The organism is Streptosporangium sp. CA-135522 (assembly GCF_050949235.1).
GTDB lineage: Bacteria > Actinomycetota > Actinomycetes > Streptosporangiales > Streptosporangiaceae > Streptosporangium.
This window is the reverse complement of the sequence record NZ_CP192026.1, coordinates 8,982,310-9,003,551: the sequence shown is the minus strand read 5'-3', so window position 1 is coordinate 9,003,551 and position 21,242 is coordinate 8,982,310. Positions and strand designations below refer to the sequence as shown.

Below are 21,242 nucleotides of genomic sequence, written 5' to 3'. Positions count from 1 at the left end.
ATCAGGGCCTTCGTCGTTTCAGGGTCAAATTATCCGTTTCTGGCCAAATCGACCTGCGCGCCGAACTTCTTACATGATTACATTCGATGAAGTAAGGTGCTTCTCCCCGAAGGGTGAACCATGATCGTCGAATACATCCGTTATCGCGTCCCCGAGGAGGGGGCGGCCGAGTTCGAGGCCGCCTACCGACGTGCCGCGGTTCCGCTCGCGAACGCTCCCCAGTGCGTGGACTACGAGCTCACCCGATGCGTGGAGGAACCCGCCTACATCCTGCGGATCACCTGGACCTCCGCCGAGGATCACCTTCAGGGGTTCAGGAGCGGTCCGGACTTCGCGGCCTTCTTCGCGGAGATCCGGCCCTACGTCTCCGACATCGAAGAGATGCGTCACTACGCGCCCACCGGCATCCGGGGTCAGGGCTCGGCGACGCCGACGCTGTATGACTGGGCCGGTGGCGCCGAGGCCCTCGAACGCCTCACCGAGGTCTTCTACGGCCATGTGAAGAAGGACGACCTGATCGGACCGCTCTTCGCGGGCATGGACCCCGACCACCCCCGATATGTGGCGATGTGGCTCGGAGAGGTCTTCGGCGGCCCCGACCGCTACACCCGCGAGCGCGGGGGATACTCCCACATGCTCTCCCAGCACCTGGGCAAGGGGATCACCGAACCACAGCGCCGCCGCTGGGTGAACCTCCTGCTGGACGCCGCCGACGAGGTCGGTCTTGCCGACGACCCGGAGTTCCGCGCGGCGTTCCTCGGCTACATCGAATGGGGGACTCGCCTGGCGTTCGCCAACTCCCAGCCCGGCGCGGCCACGGTCGGCCACGCCCCGGTGCCGCACTGGGGCTGGGGCGTGGCGCCGCCGTACGTGCCCCGCGGCTGAGCGGTTAACGTGCCAGTGTGGATGACATGTCCGAACCGGTCCTGCGCTGGCACGTACGCCGCGACCTCCTCGTCGTGAAGGTCGTCGCGGCACTCGTCTTCGCGGTGGCCACCGTACTGAGCCTCGGGGATCCACGCGGAGTGATCCTGGCGGGCGCGGCGACGGTGATGATGGCCACGCTGGCCCTGCGCGACGTCCTGGCTCCGGTACGGCTCAGCGCCGATGGCGACGGGCTGGTCGTGGCGAAGGGCTTCGCCGGCTCGGAGCGGGTGCCGTGGAGCGCGGTCGAGCGGATACGGGTGGACACGCGCTCCCGGTTCACCTCGCGGACCGGGCTTCTGGAGATCGACACCGGTGAGGCGGTCTTCCTGCTGAGCCGGTTCGACCTCGGTGTCCCATGCCAGGAGGTCGCCGACGCGCTGTGTTCCTTCCGGACCGGTTCCTGACCGGTCCGGTCCTTCAAGCCCCGATCCGGCGGCGGCGCGTCGTGATCCGGCGCTCGGCAGGGCGCAGCAGCAGGTTCGCCTTGTGCAGCGCCCATCCCACGAGGAAGACCCCGAAGGCGCTCTGTCCGGCCCGCGACCAGGTCGACGCGTCGAAGGCGGCGAACGCCGCCACGCCGAACCACAGAACACCGAAAACGCCCACAAGGGCCGTCGCAGCCCAATTCAGTCCGCGCTGCCACATGCCCGAAGTCTTGCAGATCTTGCTTCAAGACCAGGTCAATGACGCGGAATGCCTCATCGGGGGAGCCTGCGGCTCGTGCCCGCGCACCTGCGGACGCGGGCCCCGGTTCCGGCCGCCGCGATGGGGGCCTGCTCCAGGCAGGCCAGCAGCGCGGCCGCGGTGTGCGCGTCGGCCAGGATCTGGTTCACCTCGTCCTCCCCCGCCGGGAGCTGACCGCGCTTGGCGAGCTCGTCGGTGAGGAAGGTGAGCGGCTGCGGATAGCCGGCCGCCTCGGCGGCGACCGTCGCCCGAGCCGCGGTGAGGAGACGCAGATAGTAGGTGCGTAGGGTCGCCTCACGCATCCGTGTGTCTTCAAGGTCGCTCAGCAGAGACCTGGCGACCCTGATCAGATCGCCGGGATGATCGGCTTCCGCATCGATGTGCGCGCGGATGTCGTCGAACTCCGAGCGGGTCATGGTGCTCACCTCCACAGTGGAGTCAGGATCCTGACCCTTGTGCCTACTTCGTATCCAGAGCCGATTGCGGATGGCTTGACGTCTACTTGCGCCTTCCGGTTTGGGACGCGCGAGTCCCGGGAATGGTTGGCAAGTTGTCTCTGTGACACGAGAGTCCTGGTACTGTTCTTCCTGCAGGGCAACGAGCCCCGGAAGCCAGAAGGTCTCCAGGTCGGCGAACTGCTCAGCACCTCCCTCTTGACTGAACCCGGCATTTCGGGTGTGTCCGCACGATTGGACACAAACCGGATGTCGGAGTAAGTTAGAAGGGTTGCTCCGGAGACGGGGCGGTCGAGATCCTAACGGGTCCGGCGGGTTCGATGGAAACGGTCACGAAAGCGACAGTTTGACACGAACCGGGCGGATCTGATAAGATGGAAACACGGAATGGAACGCCCTGAAGCCGGGACCATGGTCACGGCGACGGAGAACGCGTCCGTTTCTTGAGAACTCAACAGTGTGTTAAAAGCCAGTGCATGAAGCACAACCCCGTCCACCCACCCCCGGTGGGAGACGGATTCCTTTGGTTGATACACCCCTGGCCCGCTCGCGGGCCCGAGGGGTGCTTTCAGCCGGGAAACGACTGTTCAGACATTGTTTGGAGAGTTTGATCCTGGCTCAGGACGAACGCTGGCGGCGTGCTTAACACATGCAAGTCGAGCGGAAAGGCCCTTCGGGGTACTCGAGCGGCGAACGGGTGAGTAACACGTGAGTAACCTGCCCCCGACTCTGGGATAAGCCCGGGAAACTGGGTCTAATACCGGATATGACCACTTCCCGCATGGGATGGTGGTGGAAAGTTGTTTCGGTTGGGGATGGACTCGCGGCCTATCAGCTTGTTGGTGGGGTAACGGCCTACCAAGGCGACGACGGGTAGCCGGCCTGAGAGGGCGACCGGCCACACTGGGACTGAGACACGGCCCAGACTCCTACGGGAGGCAGCAGTGGGGAATATTGCGCAATGGGCGAAAGCCTGACGCAGCGACGCCGCGTGGGGGATGACGGCCTTCGGGTTGTAAACCTCTTTCAGCAGGGACGAAGTTGACGTGTACCTGCAGAAGAAGCGCCGGCTAACTACGTGCCAGCAGCCGCGGTAATACGTAGGGCGCAAGCGTTGTCCGGAATTATTGGGCGTAAAGAGCTCGTAGGTGGCTTGTCACGTCGGGTGTGAAAGCTTGGGGCTTAACTCCAGGTCTGCATTCGATACGGGCTGGCTAGAGGTAGGTAGGGGAGAACGGAATTCCTGGTGTAGCGGTGAAATGCGCAGATATCAGGAGGAACACCGGTGGCGAAGGCGGTTCTCTGGGCCTTACCTGACGCTGAGGAGCGAAAGCGTGGGGAGCGAACAGGATTAGATACCCTGGTAGTCCACGCTGTAAACGTTGGGCGCTAGGTGTGGGGGCCTTCCACGGTTTCCGCGCCGTAGCTAACGCATTAAGCGCCCCGCCTGGGGAGTACGGCCGCAAGGCTAAAACTCAAAGGAATTGACGGGGGCCCGCACAAGCGGCGGAGCATGTTGCTTAATTCGACGCAACGCGAAGAACCTTACCAAGGCTTGACATCGCCCGGAAACACTCAGAGATGGGTGCCTCTTCGGATCGGGTGACAGGTGGTGCATGGCTGTCGTCAGCTCGTGTCGTGAGATGTTGGGTTAAGTCCCGCAACGAGCGCAACCCTTGTTCAATGTTGCCAGCACGCTCCTTCGGGGGTGGTGGGGACTCATTGGAGACTGCCGGGGTCAACTCGGAGGAAGGTGGGGATGACGTCAAGTCATCATGCCCCTTATGTCTTGGGCTGCAAACATGCTACAATGGCCGGTACAGAGGGTTGCGATACCGTGAGGTGGAGCGAATCCCAAAAAGCCGGTCTCAGTTCGGATTGGGGTCTGCAACTCGACCCCATGAAGTCGGAGTCGCTAGTAATCGCAGATCAGCAACGCTGCGGTGAATACGTTCCCGGGCCTTGTACACACCGCCCGTCACGTCACGAAAGTCGGCAACACCCGAAGCCCGTGGCCCAACCACTTGTGGGGGGAGCGGTCGAAGGTGGGGCTGGCGATTGGGACGAAGTCGTAACAAGGTAGCCGTACCGGAAGGTGCGGCTGGATCACCTCCTTTCTAAGGAGCATCGGCTCGGCTGGGTCATCGTGAGATGCCGGTCGGGTCCAGGTCATGATGGTAGGCGCCTGTTCTGCCCATGACGCGCTCATTAGTGGAGCACTGGCTAATCGGATGATCCGGGTTCGCCTGGGTCGGCTAGTACCGCTCGTACTCTTCGGAGTCGGGAGGGGAACGTCGGCCGGGGGGCGCGGATGGGTCTGGACACACTGTTGGGTCCTGAGGAAACGGGCCGGATACGGAGCCTGCCTGCGGGTGGGCTTCGTGGTCTGTGTGACCTCGTGCGGGACCAGCCTCCTGTCATACCAGCGTGGCCGGGGGGAAGACGATCGTCTTCTCCTTCGGGCCGGGTGTTGGTGGCGGGACGGATCTGGTCGCTGTTTGTTGTTTGAGATTTGCATAGTGGACGCGAGCATCTTTGTGGCCAAGTTTTTTAGGGCACACGGTGGATGCCTTGGCATCAGGAGCCGATGAAGGACGTGGGAGGCTGCGTTAAGCCCCGGGGAGTCGCCAACCAGACTTTGATCCGGGGATGTCCGAATGGGGAAACCTAGCACCAGTCATGTGGTGTTGCCTCCGCCTGAATGTATAGGGCGGTTGGTGGTAACGCGGGGAAGTGAAACATCTCAGTACCCGTAGGAAGAGAAAACAAATTAGTGATTCCGTGAGTAGTGGTGAGCGAAAGCGGAAGAGGCTAAACCGTATGCGTGTGATAGCCGGCAGGCGTTGCGTGTGCGGGGTTGTGGGACCCTCTGGGAGGAGCTGCCGCTCTTCCAAGCAGTGAGAAATCGATGGGATAGTCGAAGCTTCTGGGAAGAAGCGCCGGAGACCGTGAGAGCCGGGTAGGCGAAATCTTGTCGACTGTTTGAGGGGATCCCAAGTAGCACGGGGCCCGAGAAATCCTGTGTGAATCTGCCAGGACCACCTGGTAAGCCTAAATACTCCCTGATGACCGATAGTGAACAAGTACCGTGAGGGAAAGGTGAAAAGCGCCCCGGTGAGGGGTCGTGAAATAGTACCTGAAACCGTGTGCCTACAAGCCGTAGGAGCGTAGGCGTCTTCGGACGTCTGTGATGTGACTGCGTGCCTTTTGAAGAATGAGCCTGCGAGTTATGGTGTGTGGCGAGGTTAACCCGTGTGGGGGAGCCGTAGCGAAAGCGAGTCTGAATAGGGCGTTGTCAGTCGCATGCTGTAGACCCGAAGCGGAGTGATCTAGGCATGGGCAGGTTGAAGCGCGGGTAAGACCGCGTGGAGGACCGAACCCACCAGGGTTGAAAACCTGGGGGATGACCTGTGTTTAGGGGTGAAAGGCCAATCAAACTCCGTGATAGCTGGTTCTCCCCGAAATGCATTTAGGTGCAGCGTTACGTGTTTCTTGCCGGAGGTAGAGCACTGGATGGCTAATGGGCCCTACCAGGTTACTGACGTCAGCCAAACTCCGAATGCCGGTAAGTGAGAGCGTAGCAGTGAGACTGCGGGGGATAAGCTCCGTAGTCGAGAGGGAAACAGCCCAGACCACCGACTAAGGCCCCTAAGCGTGTGCTAAGTGGGAAAGGATGTGGAGTCGCAGTGACAACCAGGAGGTTGGCTTAGAAGCAGCCACCCTTGAAAGAGTGCGTAATAGCTCACTGGTCAAGTGATTCCGCGCCGACAATGTAGCGGGGCTCAAGTACACCGCCGAAGTCGTGGCATTCACACGTTTGCTGAGCCTTTGTGGTTTAGGTGTGTGGATGGGTAGGGGAGCGTCGTGCGGCCGGCGAAGCAGCAGAGTGATCTAGTTGTGGAGGCCGTGCGAGTGAGAATGCAGGCATGAGTAGCGAATCAGAAGTGAGAAACTTCTGCGCCGGATGACCAAGGGTTCCTGGGCCAGGCTAATCCGCCCAGGGTAAGTCGGGACCTAAGGCGAGGCCGACAGGCGTAGTCGATGGACAACGGGTTGATATTCCCGTACCCGCTACGATGCGCCAATACTGAATCCAGTGATACTAAGGGTCCTTAAGCCCCTAACGCCCTTCGGGGTGTGGGTGAGGCTGAACGCCTGGCCTGATCTGGTAGTAGGTAAGCGATGGGGTGACGTAGGAAGGTAGCCCAGCCCAGGCGATGGTAGTCCTGGGGTAAGCAGGTAGGGAGGACCGTAGGCAAATCCGCGGTCCGTTAATCCTGAGATGTGATGCCGAGCCGATTGTGGCGAAGTGGGTGATCCTATGCTGCCGAGAAAAGCCTCTAGTGAGTGTCGTGGCGGCCCGTACCCGAAACCGACTCAGGTGGTCAGGTAGAGAATACCAAGGCGATCGGGTGAACTGTGGTTAAGGAACTCGGCAAATTGCCCCCGTAACTTCGGGAGAAGGGGGGCCTTCGCTGGTGACGAGTCTTGCACTCCGAGCTGGTGGGGGTCGCAGAGGCCAGGGGGAAGCGACTGTTTACTAAAAACACAGGTCCGTGCGAAGTCGTAAGACGATGTATACGGACTGACGCCTGCCCGGTGCTGGAACGTTAAGGGGACCGGTTAGTGCGCCTTTGGGTGTGCGAAGCTGAGAACTTAAGCGCCAGTAAACGGCGGTGGTAACTATAACCATCCTAAGGTAGCGAAATTCCTTGTCGGGTAAGTTCCGACCTGCACGAATGGCGTAACGACTTCCCCGCTGTCTCAACCGCAGACCCGGCGAAATTGCACTACGAGTAAAGATGCTCGTTACGCGCAGCAGGACGGAAAGACCCCGGGACCTTCACTACAGCTTGACATTGGCGTTTGGAACGTCTTGTGTAGGATAGGTGGGAGACGGTGAAGCGGTGACGCTAGTTACCGTGGAGTCATTGGTGAAATACCACTCTGGTCGTTTTGAACGTCTAACTTCGGTCCGTGATCCGGATCAGGGACAGTGTCTGGTGGGTAGTTTAACTGGGGCGGTTGCCTCCTAAAGAGTAACGGAGGCGCCCAAAGGTTCCCTCAGCCTGGTTGGCAATCAGGTGTCGAGTGTAAGTGCACAAGGGAGCTTGACTGTGAGACCGACGGGTCGAGCAGGAGCGAAAGCTGGGACTAGTGATCCGGCGGTGGCTTGTGGAAGCGCCGTCGCTCAACGGCTAAAAGGTACCCCGGGGATAACAGGCTGATCTTCCCCAAGAGTCCATATCGACGGGATGGTTTGGCACCTCGATGTCGGCTCGTCGCATCCTGGGGCTGGAGTAGGTCCCAAGGGTTGGGCTGTTCGCCCATTAAAGCGGTACGCGAGCTGGGTTTAGAACGTCGCGAGACAGTTCGGTCCCTATCCGCTGCGCGCGCAGGAGACTTGAAAGGAGCTGTCCCTAGTACGAGAGGACCGGGACGGACGAACCTCTGGTGTGCCAGTTGTTCCGCCAGGAGCACGGCTGGTTGGCTACGTTCGGAAGGGATAACCGCTGAAAGCATCTAAGCGGGAAGCTCGCCTTGAGATGAGGTCTCCCACCCTGTGAGGGGGTAAGGCTCCCGGTAGACGACCGGGTTGATAGGCCGGAGGTGGAAGCACAGTAATGTGTGGAGCTGACCGGTACTAATAGGCCGAGGACTTGACCACAAAGCATTTTGCTCGCGTCCACTAGGCAATTCTGAAACAACAAGCACCCGTTGTGTGTGTTTGATAGTTTCATAGTGTTACGGCGGTTATGGCGAAGGGGAAACACCCGGTTACATTCCGAACCCGGAAGTTAAGCTCTTCAGCGCCGATGGTACTGCACCGGGGACGGTGTGGGAGAGTAGGTCGCCGCCGGACAATCGTTTGAGAAGAGGCCACCCCTTTGGGGTGGCCTTTTCTGTTTTCCCGACCCTTTGGGGTTCTTTGTTCGTGCTTTCTTGGGCTCTTTGTCCGTGCCTTTTTCTGGGCTCTTTTCCCGCTCCTGCGGTTCTTTTCCCGGGCCGGTTCCGCAGCCCACCGGCCGGCCTCGATGTCGTTTCCTCCGGGCCTCGCTCAGGCGTCCGGCGCGGCTCTCAGCAGCGGTTCGATCCGGAAGGGGATCTGGATCGAGAGGGCGATGGTGGTGTCGGTGCGCTGGACCGCAGGTGAGGCCAGAACGCGAGCGATGATCTCCTGAAGATCCGGTGTGCTGCGGGCGACCACGCGGCAGAGCAGGTCGGCCTGGCCGCTGGTGCCGTACACCTCGAGGATCTCCGGCAGAGACTCCAACGCCTGCACGGCCTCCGCCAGGCGGCCCTGAGCGATCTGCAGGGACACGAACGCCAGGATCGGGTAGCCGACACCCTCGGGAGTGACCGTGGGGCCGAAATCGGTGATGACGCCGCGGGCGGTGAGCTTCTCGACGCGGGCCTGCACGGTGCCCCGAGCCACGCCGAGCAACCGGGCGAGCTCGGTGAGGCCGATGCGGGGATGGGCGCGCATGGTCACCAGGAGGCGGCTGTCCAGCTCGTCGATGTGCACCGCATCAGGCTAGGCGATATGACCAGCCAAAGACAGATCTAGCAGTGCGATCATGCGCGAATCGCGCAGTCGAACTGCTCGCTCTTGTCAAGCATTCCAGCAATTGCTGTCATTTCATACATGTTCGAGGAAGCGCAGTACTTCGCACCGGTGGCGACCCGCGACGACGGCACAGTTGAGGTCGAGCTCGCCGCGAGTCACCCGGGCTTCGCCGACCCGGTCTACCGGCTCCGGCGCAACGCCATCGCCGCGCTCGCGGTGGGACACGTGTCCGGCAGGTCGATCCCCACGGCCGAGTACACCGACCAGGAGCATGAGGTCTGGGCCCTGGTCAGTCGGGAGCTGGCGATCAAGCACCGCAAATACGCGACCGTGGAGTATCAGGACGCGGCCGAGCGGCTCGGGCTGCCGGCAGAGCGGATCCCGCAGCTGCAGGAGGTCAGCGAGCTGTTGGAGCCGCTGACCGGGTTCCGCTACCTTCCGGCGGCAGGACTCGTGCCCCTGCGGGACTTCTACGGCGTGCTGGCGGACGGATTCTTCCACTCGACGCAGTACATCAGGCACCATTCCACCCCGCTCTACACGCCGGAACCGGACGTGATCCACGAGGTGATCGGGCACGCGAACGCGCTCGCCTCCGACCGGTACTCGCGGCTCTACCGACTGGCCGGGAGCGCGGCCCGGCGGGTCGAGGGGGAGCAGGCGCTGGAGTTCATCTCGAAGATCTTCTGGTTCACGCTGGAGTTCGGCGTGATGACCGACCAGGACGAGCTACGGGCGTACGGCGCGGGCATCCTGTCCTCCTACGGGGAGATCGAGGAGTTCCGGAGCATGGACATCCAGCCTCTCGACCTCGTCGCGATGGGCACGACCCACTACGACATCACGAAGTACCAGGATGTGCTGTTCCGGGCCGAGTCCCTGGAGCACCTCGAGGACGTGGTCGGGGAGTTCTGGGCCACCTGTGACGACGAGAGCATCGCCCGGTTGACCGCCGACGCTCACTGAAGTGAGCCGGCTGGTCCGGCTATCGGGGAAGCGCCTCATATGACCGCCCGCGGGCGAGCCGAAGGCGTCCCGGCGGTGGTCAGGCCGTCTTGTCGACCAGCCGGTATCCCACCCCGCGCACGGTCTGGATCAGTTGGTCGTCGGTGTCACCGAGACGGGCGCGCAGGCGCTTGACGTGCACCGCGATCGTGTTGGTCGAGGTGGTGTCCGTGGAGTTCCAGACATGCCGCATGATCTGCTCGCGGGTGACCGTGCGGTGCGCGTTGCGCATCAGGTAGTGCAGCAGCTCGAACTCGCGCAGCGGCAGGTGGACGGTGTGGCCGCTGACCTTCACCTGGTAGGCGTTCACGTCGAGCTCGACCTTGCCGACCACGAGCGTCCGGCGGGTCGCGGCCTCGCCGGAGAACGCCGCGTGCACCAGGGGCAACAGCTCGGGCACCCGGTACGGCCGGGCCACGCACGCGGTGGCTCCGGCCGCGAGCGCCTGGACGGCCTGCTCGGCGTGGTCCTCGCCCACGCCCAGCAGCACGGGAATCGCCCGCGACAGCCGTACGGCACGGATGAACTCCACCGCTCCGATGACCGGCAGTGAGGCACTGACGAGCACGACGTCAGGCTGGAGCGCCCCGGCCTGTAGCAGGGCCTGGGCGCCGTCGGTGACGCCCGTGACGACGACGCCCTCGCGCTCGAGGGCGTCGGCCAGGCCGTGGACCAAGGTCGATTCTGGATCGGCCACCAGCAGCAAGGGCGCCGTCCGAGTGTCCCCGTTCACCTCGGGTGCCGTCTGCGGCTGGATCACCCAGGTCCTCCAATGCGGTCGGTTTATCCGAAACGGCCGGTGATGTAGTCCTCGGTCGCTTGCTGAGCGGGGTTGGTGAAGATGCGTGAGGTGTCGTCCATCTCGATGACGCGACCCGGCTGGCCCTGTCCCGCCAGGTTGAAGAAGGCGGTGCGGTCGCTCACCCGCGCGGCCTGCTGCATGTTGTGCGTCACGATGATGATCGTGAACCGGTTCTTCAGCTCGGCCATCAGGTCCTCGATGGCCAGGGTGGAGATCGGGTCCAGGGCGGAGCACGGCTCGTCCATCAGCAGGACCTCGGGCTTGACCGCGATGGCCCTGGCGATGCACAGGCGCTGCTGCTGCCCGCCGGAGAGGCCGGCGCCGGGCTTGTTGAGGCGGTCCTTGACCTCGTTCCAGAGGTTGGCGCCCTTCAGCGACTCCTCGACGATGCCGTCGACCTTGGACTTGGAGTGCTTGCCGTTGAGCCGGAGGCCGGCGGCCACGTTCTCGTAGATCGACATCGTGGGGAACGGGTTGGGACGCTGGAAGACCATGCCGATCATCCGGCGCACCGACACGGGCTCGACGTCGGAGGCGTAGAGGTCCTCTCCGTCGAGCAGCACCTTGCCCTCCACGCGAGCGCCGGGGATGACCTCGTGCATGCGGTTGAGCGTCCGCAGGAAGGTCGACTTCCCGCATCCGGAGGGACCGATGAAGGCGGTGATCGACTGGGGCTCGATCGTCATCGAGATGTCCTCGATCGCCTTGTGCTTTCCGTAGTACGCGTCGAGGCCGGAGACCTGGATCTGCTGGCTCATTTCACATTCCTCCTATCGGCCTCTGGCCGGCGAGCGCCACCAGCCGATGAGGCGCGCCACCAGGTTGAGCAGCATGACGATCAGAATGAGCGTGAGCGCTCCGGCCCACGCGCGGTCGATGGCGGTACCGGTCGGACGAGCCGCCTGGTCGAAGACGTAGAGCGGCAACCCCATCTGCGGCCCCTTGAAGGGGTCGCTGTTGATGGAGTCGGTGAAGAAGACCGTCAGCAGGAGCGGAGCCGTCTCTCCGGCGACACGCGCGATGGCGAGCATGACGCCGGTCGCGATGCCGGTGAACGAGGTCGGCAGGACGACCTTGGTGATCGTCCGCCACTTGGGCACGCCCAGCGCGTAGGAGGCCTCCCGCAGGTCGTTGGGGACCAGGCGGAGCATCTCCTCGGCGGAGCGGACCACGGTCGGCATCATCAGGATCGACAGGGCCAGCGCGCCGGCGAAACCGGAGAACGGCAGGCCCAGGGCCAGGATCCAGAAGGCCAGGATGAACAGGCCGGAGACCACCGACGGGATGCCGGTCATGACGTCCACGAAGAAGCTGATCGCCCGGCTGAGCCGGCCGCCCTGACCGTACTCGACGAGGTAGATCGCGGTGAGCAGGCCGACGGGGATCGAGATGAGCGAGGCCAGCAGAACCTGCTCCAGCGTGCCGATGATGGCGTGGTAGGCGCCGCCGCCCGCGTCCCTGGCGCCGATGTTGCGCATGGAGTGCGTCATGAACTCCATGTCGAACCGGGCGAGGCCGTTCTTGACCACCATCCACAGGACCGCGACCAGCGGCACCACGGCGATGGCGAACGACAGGTAGACGAGTGACTGGACGAGCCGGTCCTTGAGCCGCCGGCCGGCGGAGATGCGCTGGATCGCGGTCATGCGGCGGCTCCGGAGAACTCCTTGCGGCGGGCGACGATGAGGCGGGCGCCCATGTTCACCAGCAGGGTGATGATGAACAGCACCAGACCGGAGGCGATCAGTGCGCCGCGCCCGATCGGCGTGGCCTCACCGAACCCGTTGGCGATGTTGGCGGCGATGCTGTTGCCCTGCGGGGTCAGGATCTCCAAGCTGATGCCGAACGTCGCGGGGAAGATGAGCGCGACGGCGATGGTCTCTCCCATGGCCCGGCCGAGGCCGAGCATGGAGGCGCTGATGACGCCGGGACGGCCGAACGGCAGGACCGCCATCCTGATCACTTCCCAGCGGGTCGCGCCGAGGGCCAGTGCCGCCTCCTCGTGCATCCTGGGCACCTGGAGGAACACCTCCCGGGAGATCGCCGCGATGATCGGCAGGATCATGACCGCGAGCACGATCGACGCCGTCAGCATCGAGCGGCCCGTGACGATGTCGCCGCCGAACAGCGGGATGAAGCCCAGATACTCGTGCAGGAACTCCGAGGGACCCTGCATGAACGGGACGAGGAAGACCACGCCCCACAGGCCGTAGACGACGCTGGGGACGGCGGCCAGCAGGTCGATGACGTACCCCAGGATCCCGGCCATGCGCCGGGGCGCGTAGTGGGAGATGAACAGCGCCACGCCGACGGCCACCGGCACCGCCATGATCAGCGCGAGGAGCGCGCTGATCAGCGTGCCGAAGGCCAGGGCGGCGATCCCGAAGGCCTGGGTGCTGTTCGGCTCCCAGGTGAGGGTGGTGAAGAAGCTCCCCTTGTTGGCCTGCAGCGCGGGGACCGCCTCGACGACGAGGAAGACGGCGATGGCCGCCATGATCGCCAGCAGGAGAATGCCGGCGGCCGTGGAGGCGTAACGGAAGGGCACCTCACCTCGGCTGCGCCGAGAGGCGGACCGGCTCAGGGCCGATCCGCCGTCACGGGTGCGAACTGGAGTCGCCATCAACTTAGGAGATCGCCTCGACGGCGGTCCGGACCTTGGCGAGCACCGTCGCCGGCAGCGGGGCGTAGCCCAGACCGGTCAGCGCCTTCTGGCCCTCGTCGCTGGCGGTGTAGGTGAGGAAGGACTTGACCAGCTTGGCCTCCTCGGGCGCCAGGCCCTTCTCGCAGGTGATCTCGTAGGTCACCAGGACGATGGGGTAGGCGCCGGCGGCCTTGGTGGCGTAGTCGATGCTCAGCTTGAGGTCGTTGCCCTGACCGACGACCTCGGCGGCCTCGATCGTCTTGGCGGCGCTCTCCGGGGTCAGCTCCACGAACTCGCCGGAGCCGTTGGCGACCTTGGCCTTGGTCAGGCCGGAGTTCTCGGCGTAGGAGAGCTCCACGTAGCTGATCGAGCCGGCGGCGCCCTTGATGGACTGCGCGATGCCGTCGGAGCCCTTGGCGCCCTGACCCTTGGCCTCGGCCGGCCACGCCTTGGCGGGCTCGTACGGCCAGTCGGCGGTCTTGGCCATGAACTTGGTGAAGTTGTCGCTGGTGCCCGACTCGTCCGAGCGGTGGAACGCCTGGATCGGGGTCGAGGGGAGCTTGGCGTCCGGGTTGTCAGCCTTGATCGCCGCGTCGTCCCACTTGGTGATCTTGCTGTTGAAGATGCCGCCGATCGTCTTGGGGGACAGCTGCAGTCCCTCGACGCCGGGGAGGTTGTAGACGACGGCCACCGGGCCGGTCACCATCGGGATGTTGATGGCCTTGCCGGTCTTGCAACGTGCGTCGGCCTGGGCGGGCTCGCCCTTGTCGTCCTTCAGTGCCGAGTCAGAGCCGGCGAACGCGACCGTGCCCTGGATGAAGGCCTGGACGCCCGCGCCGGAGCCGCTGGGCTGGTAGTTGACGCTCACACCGGCGTTGGCCTGCTGGAAGTTCTTCTTCCACTCGTCGATGGCGTTCGCCTGCGCCGAGGAGCCCGCAGCGTTGATCGTGCCGCCCGCACCGGCGTCCGACCCGGCGGAGGACGCCGTGGCCGGGGCCGTGGAGGCGTCGGTGCCGGCGGAGTTGTTATCGGTGCCGCACGCAGCGAGCGAAAGCGCGCCGACAAGGGTGACCGCGGCGAGCCGGCCTGCATACTTCACGGTTGGGTTCCTCCCACTAAGTCCTTCAACGTTCAAGACGGTAGGGAGGCGAGATGACTCAAAACCTGTAGGAAGGTGAACGCAGAATGAATGGCTTCGGTCGGAGTCATGGCGTTCGCTTGGTCGAGTCCTGAAACTCCGGCCAGGTGGGCGGTTGTCGCCGGACCTCGCGAAGACCGTCGCGGGAGCTGCGAGGGAGTTTAGGCGGAGGGTTCGTTCATGTCGCCGCAAGACGGGCGCCGGAGACGCCGAGCCGTACGGCCGAGAAGGAGCGGACGGGGTGGCATCTGCGAGGGAGGGCGGCCCTCACGACGCGCCCACAAGGGAGGCGGACCTCGCGGCGCACTTACACGAGGAAGGGCGGACCTCACGACCTCTGTGAGACGTGGAGAAGCGCGGGCCCGTGGCTCCCGTGAGACGCGGAGGACGACGGGCCCGGGTGAGGGAAGGAGCTCGCTGATGGGCGGGCGGGCCGTTCGGCGGGAAGACGCCGAGCGGGAAGACGGGCCGTTCGGCGGGGAGGCACCGTGGGGGAAGGGCGATCCGTGGGAGCGGGCCGCTCCGCCCGGAAGACGCCGTGGGGGAAGGGGCTCCGCCAGGGGCGAGCGGAGCGCCCTGTCCAGGAAGCGTCATACGGTACGGGAGACGCTATACGGGAAGGGTGAGCGGTCCGCCGCCGAGGCGCTTGAGGACCTCGCTGTGCAGCGAGCCGTTCGTGCACACCAGGCTGCCTCCGTCGAGGCCGGGGACTCCGGACAGATCGGTCCAGATGCCACCCGCCTCTTCGACGATCACGGTCAGCGCCGCGATGTCCCAGGGGGAGAGCTCGGGCTCGGCTGACAGGTCGACCGCGCCCTCGGCGACCAGCATGTGCGACCAGAAGTCGCCGTAGGCGCGACTGCGCCAGACCGACCGGTTCAGGTCGAGGAACTCGTCGAGCTTTCCGGCCTCCTCCCAGCCGCCGAAGCTGGAGTAGGAGAAGGAGGCGTCTTCCAGACGGGAGACGGAGGAGACCTGGCAGCGGGTGGCCTTGGTGAGGCTCCGGCCGGTCCACGCGCCGCTGTCGCGGGCGGCCCACCAGCGGCGACCGAGCGCGGGGGCCGAGACCAGGCCCACGACGACCCTGCCCTGGTCCATCAGGGCGATGAGCGTGGCCCAGACGGGGACGCCTCGCACGTAGTTCTTCGTGCCGTCGATCGGGTCGATCACCCACGAGCGCGCGCCGTAACCGGTCGCGCCGAACTCCTCGCCGATCACCGCGTCACGAGGACGGGCCCGGCTGAGCGTGCTCCGGATCGCCTCCTCGACCGCCCGGTCGGCGTCGCTCACCGGAGTGAGGTCCGGTTTGGTGTCGACCCGGAGATCCACGGCCTTGAACCGGCGCATGGTGAGATCGTCGGCGGCGTCGGCCATGACGTGCGCGAGGCGCAGGTCGTCGTTGTAACCCGTCACGGGAGGTAACGCTATCGCCTCAGTGGTGGGTTATAGGAGAGCGGGGAACAAGCAGGGGAATCGTTTCGCCTCAGATCAGTCATCCGGATACGGCGCAAATCCTCTGTCGACTGCGGTGTTACTGGCGAGTAGCATTCGGGCCATGACCTTTGACGTGGGTGCCTTCATGCTGCAGAGCGTTCCTTTCGCGCGGACGCTGGACATCTCCTTCGACAAGGTGGAGCCGGGCTTCGCGGTGGCCCGCATGCCCGATCGCGCGGACCTGCACAACCACGTGGGCGGCCCGCACGCCGGAGCCCTGTTCACCCTCGCCGAGTCCGCCTCCGGCGCCGCGATGCTCTCGGCCTTCGGCGACCAGCTGTCACGGGCGACCCCGCTGGCCGCGAACGCGGCGATCCGCTACACGAAGCTCGCGATGGGAGAGGTCGTCGCCGAGGCCCGTCTGAAGGCCTCCCGCGAGGAGGTCGTGGCCAAGCTGGACGCCGGAGAACGCCCCGAATTCGAGGTCGCCATCGACATCAGGACCGCCGATGGCACGCTGGTCTCCGAGATGACCGTCGCCTGGACTCTGCGCCCCAACCGCTAGGGACCGTCCGGGCGACCGGCGGCCTGGCGACACCGGGAACCCGGCCTGGCGACACTGAGAACCCGGCGGCGCCGGAGGCCGGTCGCCGACCGGCGGTTCCAGGCGCTTCTCAGGCGTCCTCGGCGATGCCCCCGCGGTTCCAGGCGCTTCTCAGGCGTTCGCGGCGATGCCCCCGCGGTTCCAGGCGCTTCTCAGGCGTCCTCGGCGATGCCTTCGCGGTTGTCGTCGGCAGCGCCCTCGCGGCTGGCGAGCAGACGGCGCAGCGACACGAGCCTGGTGGGATCCGCGTGGCCGGCGGCCACCCAGGCGTCGAGGGCGCACTCCTCGCTGAGGTGGGCACAGCCCTTGGGACAGTCGACCGTGCCCTCGACGAGGTCGGGGAAACCGGCCAGGACGGTCTCCACCGAGACGTGGGCCAGGCCGAAGCTGCGCACGCCCGGAGTGTCGATGATCCAGCCGCCCTCGGGCAGCTCCAGAGCCACGGCCGAGGTGGAGGTGTGACGGCCCCGGCCGGTCACCGCGTTGACGTGGGAGACGGCTCGGTTGGCGTCCGGCACCAGGGCGTTGACCAGTGTCGACTTGCCCACACCCGAGTGGCCGACCAGCACGCTGATCCGGTCGTTCAGGCGCTCCCGGACCTCCTCCAGGGACCCGCCCTTCTGGAGCACCACGTACGGCACGCCGAGCGGTTCGTACAGGGAGACCAGCTCGTCGGGCGTGGCGAGGTCGGACTTGGTGAGGCAGAGCAACGGCTCGATGTCGGCGTCGAAGGCCGCCACCAGCATCCGGTCGATCATGCGCGGGCGGGGCGGCGGGTCGGCCAGGGCCGTCACGATCACCAGCTGGTCGGCGTTGGCGACCACGGGACGCTCGATGCCGTCGGTGTCGTCGGTGTCGTCGGCGGAGCGGCGGAGCATCGAGGTGCGCGGTTCCACGCGCACGACGCGGGCCAGCGTGTCGGACGCGCCGGAGACGTCGCCCACCAGGGCCACCCGGTCACCCACCACGATCCCCTTGCGGCCGAGCTCGCGGGCCTTCATGGCCACCACGACCCGGCCGCTCATCGCGGCCCCCTCCAGCTGGTCCTTCTTACGGCGGCGGCCCTTCTCGCCCACCGATTCCACCAGACAGGTGTAGCGGCCCCGGTCGACCGCCACCACGAACCCCTGGACCGCGTCCTCGTGCGCAGGACGGATCCGGGTCCGGGGCCGGGAACCCTTTCCCGGCCTGACCCTGACGTCGTCCTCGTCGTATTCCCGCTTCCTCAGTTTCTTCGCCTCGATCTGCCCTCGTTCGAACGGTCGTCTGCCACTATCGGGCGCCCACCGGACGCGCCGGCCGGTGACCCGTCACCGTGCGCCGTCCAGCATGTCCGCCCACATGGAGGCGAACTCCGGGAGAGTCTTACCCGTCGTGGCGATGTCCTCCACCTCGACCCCCGGCACGGCCAGGCCGATCACCGCACCGGCGGTGGCCATCCGGTGGTCGGCGTAGGAGTGGAACACCCCGCCGGTGAGTGGGCGCGGCCGGATCTCCAGGCCGTCGTCGGTCTCGTTGGCGTCACCGCCGAGGCCGTTGATCTCGGCGACCAGGGCGGCCAGCCGGTCGGTCTCGTGCCCGCGGATGTGGGCGACGCCGCTGATCCGGCTGGGGGAGTCGGCCAGGGCGGCCAGGGCGGCGATCGTCGGGGTCAGCTCGGCGACGTCGCGCAGGTCCGCCTCGATGCCGGTGATGCGTCCGGTGCCGGTGACCGCGAGCCCGGCGGGCGTGCGTTGGACCGAGGCGCCCATGTCCGCCAGCAGTGACCGCAGCTGATCGCCCGGCTGGGTCGTCTCCGCCGGCCAGCCGGGGATGGTGACCGTGCCGCCGGCGACCATCGCGGCGGACAGGAACGGCGCGGCGTTGGACAGGTCGGGCTCCACGGTGAAGTCCCTGGCGCGGATCGGCCCCGGCTCGACCCGCCAGACGTCGGGCTCGGAGTCGTCGATCCGGACGCCGAACTCGCGCAGCATCTGAACCGTCATCCGGATGTGCGGCTGCGACGGGATCGGCGGGCCGGCGTGCCGTACCGTCACGCCTTTGTCGAATCGCGCCGCGGTCAGCAGCAGGCCGGACAGGAACTGGGAGGAGCCGGACGCGTCGAGCGTGACCTCTCCGCCGGTCAGCGGGCCCCGGACGGTGAACGGCAGCGCGTCGTTGTCCACCTCGGCGCCGAGGGCGCGCAGTGCGCCCAGAATCGTGCCCATCGGGCGCTTGCGCGCGTGCGGGTCGCCGTCGAAGAACACCTCCTCGCCGCTGAGAGCCGCCATCGGCGGCACGAACCGCATCACCGTGCCCGCGAGCCCCACGTCGATCCGGGCGCCGCCGGTGACGGGGCCGGGCGTGACGGCCCAGTCGACGCCGGAGGCGCTCTCGTTGGAGGGGGTCATCGTGGCGCCGAGCGCGCGCAGCGCGTCGACCATCAGATCGGCGTCCCGGCTGCGCAGCGCCAGCCGTACCGTGCCGGGGCCGTCGGCCAGCGCGGCGAGCAGCAGCGCGCGGTTGGTCACGGACTTCGAGCCGGGCAGGGGAACGGTCGCGCGGACGGGTCGGGTCGCGGTCGGTGCGGGCCACAGCGGAGCGGACATGGTCAAAAGCCTACCGGGGTGGTGACCCTGCGTCCTCGAACACGTGGCAAGGTGGAAATATGTGCGGGAGATACGCGTCTGCGCGAAACAAGCAGGAGTTGCTTGAGGAATTCGAGGTCGAGGTCGACGGAGCCGCCGAGGAGGAGCTCCCGCCCGACTACAACGTCGCGCCGACCAAGCCGGTCTACGCGGTGATGAGCCGGGTGCCGAAGAACAATCCGGACAGCCGTGCGGTGCGGCAGCTGCAGGTGCTCCGATGGGGCCTGGTCCCGGCCTGGGCGAAGGACCCGTCCATCGGCTCAAGAATGATCAATGCCCGGGTGGAGACGGTCACCGAGAAGCCGTCGTTTCGCAAGGCGTTCGCGGAGCGTCGGTGCCTGCTTCCGGCGGACGGCTACTACGAATGGGCCGTGCTGGAGAAGGAGGGAACGGCGGGAAAGCCGAAGAAGCAGCCCTACTTCATCCAGCCGGCCGACGGCGGGGTCATGGCCATGGCGGGGCTGTACGAATTCTGGCGAGACCGCGGCCGGCCTGACGACGATCCGCTCGCATGGCTGGTGACCTGTACGGTCATCACCACTTCCGCTCTGGACGAGGCCGGTAAGGTCCACGACCGGATGCCGATGCTGATCGAGCGGGACCGCTGGTCGGAGTGGCTCGACCCCGGCGTTCCCGACGCGCTGGAGTTCCTGGTTCCCGCCGGTTCCACCGGGTTGAAGGCGTATCCGGTCTCCACGGCGGTCAACTCGGTGCGCAACAACGGCCCGGAGCTCATCGAACCGATGAGCGAGGAAGAGGAAGAGGAGAGCCAGGCGCTTTTCTGAGCGTTCCGTATTCGAAAACGCTCCGTGATCGGTGTAAAACCAGCGCCGAATGGGCATCCGCTGAGAGAGGCGACGCCTCCGGACGAGGTCATCGCCGTGGAAACTCATCCCCTTCGCGCCTGGCGGGAGAACCGGGGAATCCCTTCACAGGCCGCCCCCACTTTGCGGAGGTGCGGATTCGTGGACGCCGCGACCGCGCGTGTGCGCCTGGAAAGCATGCTCGCCGAGCTCGACCGATCCATCAAGGTCCTGCGGGGAGATCCTCTGGCCGTGTGGGACCGGTCCGCGGCGGACGCCGGATCGGTCCTGACCGACGTGGACCGCGTCCGAGCCATGCTGGATGCGGCCACCCGGCAGCGCCGTTCGGTGCTGGAGGCGCTCAAGCGGCTGGACGACGGCCTCTACGGCCTCTGCGCCGACTGCGGCAAGCCCGTACCGGAGGGCAGGCTCGAAGCGCGTCCCGAGGCCGCCCGTTGCGTGCAGTGCCAGTCGAAGCGCGAGCGCCGGCACTGAGCGGTCCTGGCCGGCCCGCCGACACCTCTCCCGTGCCCTTCCGTCACCTTTCCCGTGCCGTTGCGCGCCTTCCGGCTCGCGTACCTCACGACCTCGCCCGCCTTACCGGTCCTGTCGGTCTTATCGGCGGCGGGCACTGGCGACCAGGTGGATGCCCACGGTGTCGTCGTCGGCCGGATGGGCCTCCAGTTCGGTGTTGACCAGCCAGGTGAGCGCCCGCGGGTCGGAGGCCAGCACGTGGTCGACCGTCGAGGGGGACAGCACCGTGCGTGGCCGTATCCACTCGACCTCCAGACCGGCCTCGGTGAGCAGGTCGCGGAGCTGACCGCTGCTGAAGCACCGGGTGATGCTCCCGTCCGGCCAGGGCACGAGCATGACCTCGCCGGTCTGACGCAGATGGGCCCAATAGTTCTGCTCGGCGAGGATCGCCATTCCCAGCACCAGCGAGTCGACGCAGACCAACGCCCGCCCGCCGGGGCGCAGCACCCGGGCGATGTCACCGATCGCGGACTCGGCCATGAGCTCCACCGACATCGCGCGCTCTTCGGCGAGCACGGCGTCCACACTGCGGTCAGGGAGGAAACGGAGATCGTCGGCGCGGACCTGGCGGACCTTGGAGGCGTCGTGCAGCGGCTGACCCTCCACGGCGCGGCGGAAGTCGACCACCTCCAGCACCCGGTGGCCGGCCTTGGAGGTCTGGGCCGACCAGCGACCCCTGCCGCCGGACAGGTCCAGGACCGTGGAAGGACTCTCCGGCAGCCAGCGGCTGAGCTGCTCGGCGGCGACCGCGCGATAAAAGGTCCAGTACGGCCCAAGCGTTCCTGAGCCGTTCAGCTCTTCGGCCGGGATGGGCAGCACAAGCGACTCCTGGCGTCGGGTATCCGGTGGTCTGCAGCTACCTGCCGGTACGTATGTTTTTCCCCGTACCGGGCCCTTATTCACCTTCTATCTTGTGGGAACAGATGACCGGGCGGGCGTGTTGCAAGCGGACAACGCACGATCCTTTCCGGAGGTTGGCAAGCCGATGCTCGCGTTGATCGAACCCATCACCCGCCCCGG

At 65.9% G+C, this 21,242-nt stretch carries 18 protein-coding genes and 3 rRNA genes; 9 read left to right on the top strand and 12 right to left on the bottom strand.

What is annotated here, in order from left to right; genetic code table 11:
* The first annotated feature begins 120 nt into the window (after window positions 1–120).
* Together ACQPYK_RS42295 and ACQPYK_RS42290 are read left to right on the top strand one after the other, a co-directional pair.
* Window positions 121–885, top strand: a complete 765-nt coding sequence (locus tag ACQPYK_RS42295) for a group II truncated hemoglobin (RefSeq protein ID WP_433244806.1) — start codon at window positions 121–123, stop codon at window positions 883–885.
* A 26-nt stretch (window positions 886–911) separates the two neighbouring features.
* Entirely contained in the window at window positions 912–1,331 is a 420-nt protein-coding gene (locus ACQPYK_RS42290) for a PH domain-containing protein (RefSeq protein WP_433244803.1), read from the top strand.
* 13 nt (window positions 1,332–1,344) lie between these two features.
* Here ACQPYK_RS42290 and ACQPYK_RS42285 read toward each other — a convergent pair whose 3' ends face one another.
* On the bottom strand, window positions 1,345–1,533 hold the full coding sequence (locus ACQPYK_RS42285; RefSeq protein ID WP_433244800.1) for a hypothetical protein: 189 nt from the start codon (window positions 1,531–1,533) through the stop codon (window positions 1,345–1,347).
* A 92-nt stretch (window positions 1,534–1,625) separates the two neighbouring features.
* Window positions 1,626–2,027 carry a hypothetical protein gene (locus tag ACQPYK_RS42280; RefSeq protein ID WP_433259078.1) on the bottom strand — a complete coding sequence of 134 codons (402 nt, stop codon included), beginning with the start codon at window positions 2,025–2,027 and terminating at the stop codon, window positions 1,626–1,628.
* A 634-nt stretch (window positions 2,028–2,661) separates the two neighbouring features.
* Here ACQPYK_RS42280 and ACQPYK_RS42275 point away from each other — a divergent pair.
* From ACQPYK_RS42275 to rrf, 3 genes are all read left to right on the top strand, one after another.
* Window positions 2,662–4,183 (top strand): 16S ribosomal RNA (locus tag ACQPYK_RS42275).
* Between the two features lie 422 nt (window positions 4,184–4,605).
* Window positions 4,606–7,734: ribosomal RNA gene (locus tag ACQPYK_RS42270) — 23S ribosomal RNA — on the top strand.
* A gap of 78 nt (window positions 7,735–7,812) precedes the next feature.
* Window positions 7,813–7,929, top strand: a 5S ribosomal RNA gene (rrf, locus tag ACQPYK_RS42265).
* Together the 16S, 23S and 5S rRNA genes form the textbook arrangement of a ribosomal RNA operon.
* Window positions 7,930–8,124: 195 nt before the next feature.
* Here the strand turns inward: rrf and ACQPYK_RS42260 are convergent.
* Entirely contained in the window at window positions 8,125–8,592 is a 468-nt protein-coding gene (locus ACQPYK_RS42260) for an Lrp/AsnC family transcriptional regulator (RefSeq protein WP_433244797.1), read from the bottom strand.
* Window positions 8,593–8,712: 120 nt separating this feature from the next.
* Between ACQPYK_RS42260 and ACQPYK_RS42255 the strand changes: the two genes are divergently transcribed.
* Entirely contained in the window at window positions 8,713–9,600 is an 888-nt protein-coding gene (locus ACQPYK_RS42255) for a phenylalanine 4-monooxygenase (protein ID WP_433244795.1), read from the top strand.
* 79 nt (window positions 9,601–9,679) lie between these two features.
* On the opposite strand, the gene ACQPYK_RS42250 is transcribed toward ACQPYK_RS42255, so the two are convergent.
* The 6 genes from ACQPYK_RS42250 to hisN form a co-directional block, all read right to left on the bottom strand.
* Window positions 9,680–10,399 (bottom strand): response regulator transcription factor, encoded by a 720-nt coding sequence (locus tag ACQPYK_RS42250; RefSeq protein WP_433244792.1) that lies wholly within the window; start codon window positions 10,397–10,399, stop codon window positions 9,680–9,682.
* A 23-nt stretch (window positions 10,400–10,422) separates the two neighbouring features.
* Window positions 10,423–11,199 (bottom strand): phosphate ABC transporter ATP-binding protein PstB, encoded by a 777-nt coding sequence (pstB, locus tag ACQPYK_RS42245; protein ID WP_433244789.1) that lies wholly within the window; start codon window positions 11,197–11,199, stop codon window positions 10,423–10,425.
* Window positions 11,200–11,211: 12 nt separating this feature from the next.
* On the bottom strand, window positions 11,212–12,087 hold the full coding sequence (pstA, locus tag ACQPYK_RS42240) for a phosphate ABC transporter permease PstA (protein ID WP_433244786.1): 876 nt from the start codon (window positions 12,085–12,087) through the stop codon (window positions 11,212–11,214).
* Window positions 12,084–13,061 (bottom strand): phosphate ABC transporter permease subunit PstC, encoded by a 978-nt coding sequence (gene pstC / locus ACQPYK_RS42235; protein ID WP_433244783.1) that lies wholly within the window; start codon window positions 13,059–13,061, stop codon window positions 12,084–12,086. Before pstC ends, pstA begins: the two co-directional genes overlap by 4 nt.
* A gap of 4 nt (window positions 13,062–13,065) precedes the next feature.
* The gene (gene pstS, locus ACQPYK_RS42230; protein ID WP_433244780.1) at window positions 13,066–14,181 is read right to left on the bottom strand and encodes a phosphate ABC transporter substrate-binding protein PstS; all 1,116 of its coding nucleotides are present in this window, start codon (window positions 14,179–14,181) and stop codon (window positions 13,066–13,068) included.
* A gap of 648 nt (window positions 14,182–14,829) precedes the next feature.
* Window positions 14,830–15,633, bottom strand: coding sequence for a histidinol-phosphatase (gene hisN, locus ACQPYK_RS42225; RefSeq protein ID WP_433244777.1), 804 nt, complete (start codon window positions 15,631–15,633; stop codon window positions 14,830–14,832).
* A gap of 142 nt (window positions 15,634–15,775) precedes the next feature.
* On the opposite strand from hisN, the gene ACQPYK_RS42220 reads away from it, so the two are divergent.
* Complete coding sequence (locus ACQPYK_RS42220; RefSeq protein WP_433244774.1) at window positions 15,776–16,219, top strand: DUF4442 domain-containing protein; 444 nt, start codon at window positions 15,776–15,778, stop codon at window positions 16,217–16,219.
* Window positions 16,220–16,410: 191 nt separating this feature from the next.
* Here the strand turns inward: ACQPYK_RS42220 and rsgA are convergent, their stop codons facing one another.
* Together rsgA and aroA are read right to left on the bottom strand one after the other, a co-directional pair.
* Window positions 16,411–17,487, bottom strand: coding sequence for a ribosome small subunit-dependent GTPase A (rsgA, locus tag ACQPYK_RS42215; protein ID WP_433259076.1), 1,077 nt, complete (start codon window positions 17,485–17,487; stop codon window positions 16,411–16,413).
* 81 nt (window positions 17,488–17,568) lie between these two features.
* The gene (gene aroA, locus ACQPYK_RS42210; RefSeq protein WP_433244771.1) at window positions 17,569–18,846 is read right to left on the bottom strand and encodes a 3-phosphoshikimate 1-carboxyvinyltransferase; all 1,278 of its coding nucleotides are present in this window, start codon (window positions 18,844–18,846) and stop codon (window positions 17,569–17,571) included.
* Window positions 18,847–18,905: 59 nt separating this feature from the next.
* Between aroA and ACQPYK_RS42205 the strand changes: the two genes are divergently transcribed.
* Window positions 18,906–19,670: an SOS response-associated peptidase gene (locus ACQPYK_RS42205; RefSeq protein WP_433244767.1), complete on the top strand. Its 765-nt coding sequence runs from the start codon at window positions 18,906–18,908 to the stop codon at window positions 19,668–19,670.
* A 180-nt stretch (window positions 19,671–19,850) separates the two neighbouring features.
* Window positions 19,851–20,183 carry a TraR/DksA family transcriptional regulator gene (locus ACQPYK_RS42200; RefSeq protein ID WP_433244764.1) on the top strand — a complete coding sequence of 111 codons (333 nt, stop codon included), beginning with the start codon at window positions 19,851–19,853 and terminating at the stop codon, window positions 20,181–20,183.
* 120 nt (window positions 20,184–20,303) lie between these two features.
* On the opposite strand, the gene ACQPYK_RS42195 is transcribed toward ACQPYK_RS42200, so the two are convergent.
* Complete coding sequence (locus tag ACQPYK_RS42195; RefSeq protein WP_433244761.1) at window positions 20,304–21,041, bottom strand: class I SAM-dependent methyltransferase; 738 nt, start codon at window positions 21,039–21,041, stop codon at window positions 20,304–20,306.
* Window positions 21,042–21,242: the final 201 nt, after the last annotated feature.

What these genes read in the sequence shown, in the direction of transcription:
- ACQPYK_RS42220 (WP_433244774.1), top strand. Translation starts at nt 15,776, where the DNA reads ATGACCTTTGACGTGGGTGCCTTCATGCTGCAGAGCGTTCCTTTCGCG.
- pstA (WP_433244786.1), bottom strand. Translation starts at nt 12,087, where the DNA reads ATGACCGCGATCCAGCGCATCTCCGCCGGCCGGCGGCTCAAGGACCGG.
- pstB (WP_433244789.1), bottom strand. Translation starts at nt 11,199, where the DNA reads ATGAGCCAGCAGATCCAGGTCTCCGGCCTCGACGCGTACTACGGAAAG.
- pstC (WP_433244783.1), bottom strand. Translation starts at nt 13,061, where the DNA reads ATGGCGACTCCAGTTCGCACCCGTGACGGCGGATCGGCCCTGAGCCGG.
- ACQPYK_RS42280 (WP_433259078.1), bottom strand. Translation starts at nt 2,027, where the DNA reads ATGACCCGCTCGGAGTTCGACGACATCCGCGCGCACATCGATGCGGAA.
- aroA (WP_433244771.1), bottom strand. Translation starts at nt 18,846, where the DNA reads ATGTCCGCTCCGCTGTGGCCCGCACCGACCGCGACCCGACCCGTCCGC.
- ACQPYK_RS42255 (WP_433244795.1), top strand. Translation starts at nt 8,713, where the DNA reads ATGTTCGAGGAAGCGCAGTACTTCGCACCGGTGGCGACCCGCGACGAC.
- ACQPYK_RS42290 (WP_433244803.1), top strand. Translation starts at nt 912, where the DNA reads ATGTCCGAACCGGTCCTGCGCTGGCACGTACGCCGCGACCTCCTCGTC.
- ACQPYK_RS42205 (WP_433244767.1), top strand. Translation starts at nt 18,906, where the DNA reads ATGTGCGGGAGATACGCGTCTGCGCGAAACAAGCAGGAGTTGCTTGAG.
- ACQPYK_RS42295 (WP_433244806.1), top strand. Translation starts at nt 121, where the DNA reads ATGATCGTCGAATACATCCGTTATCGCGTCCCCGAGGAGGGGGCGGCC.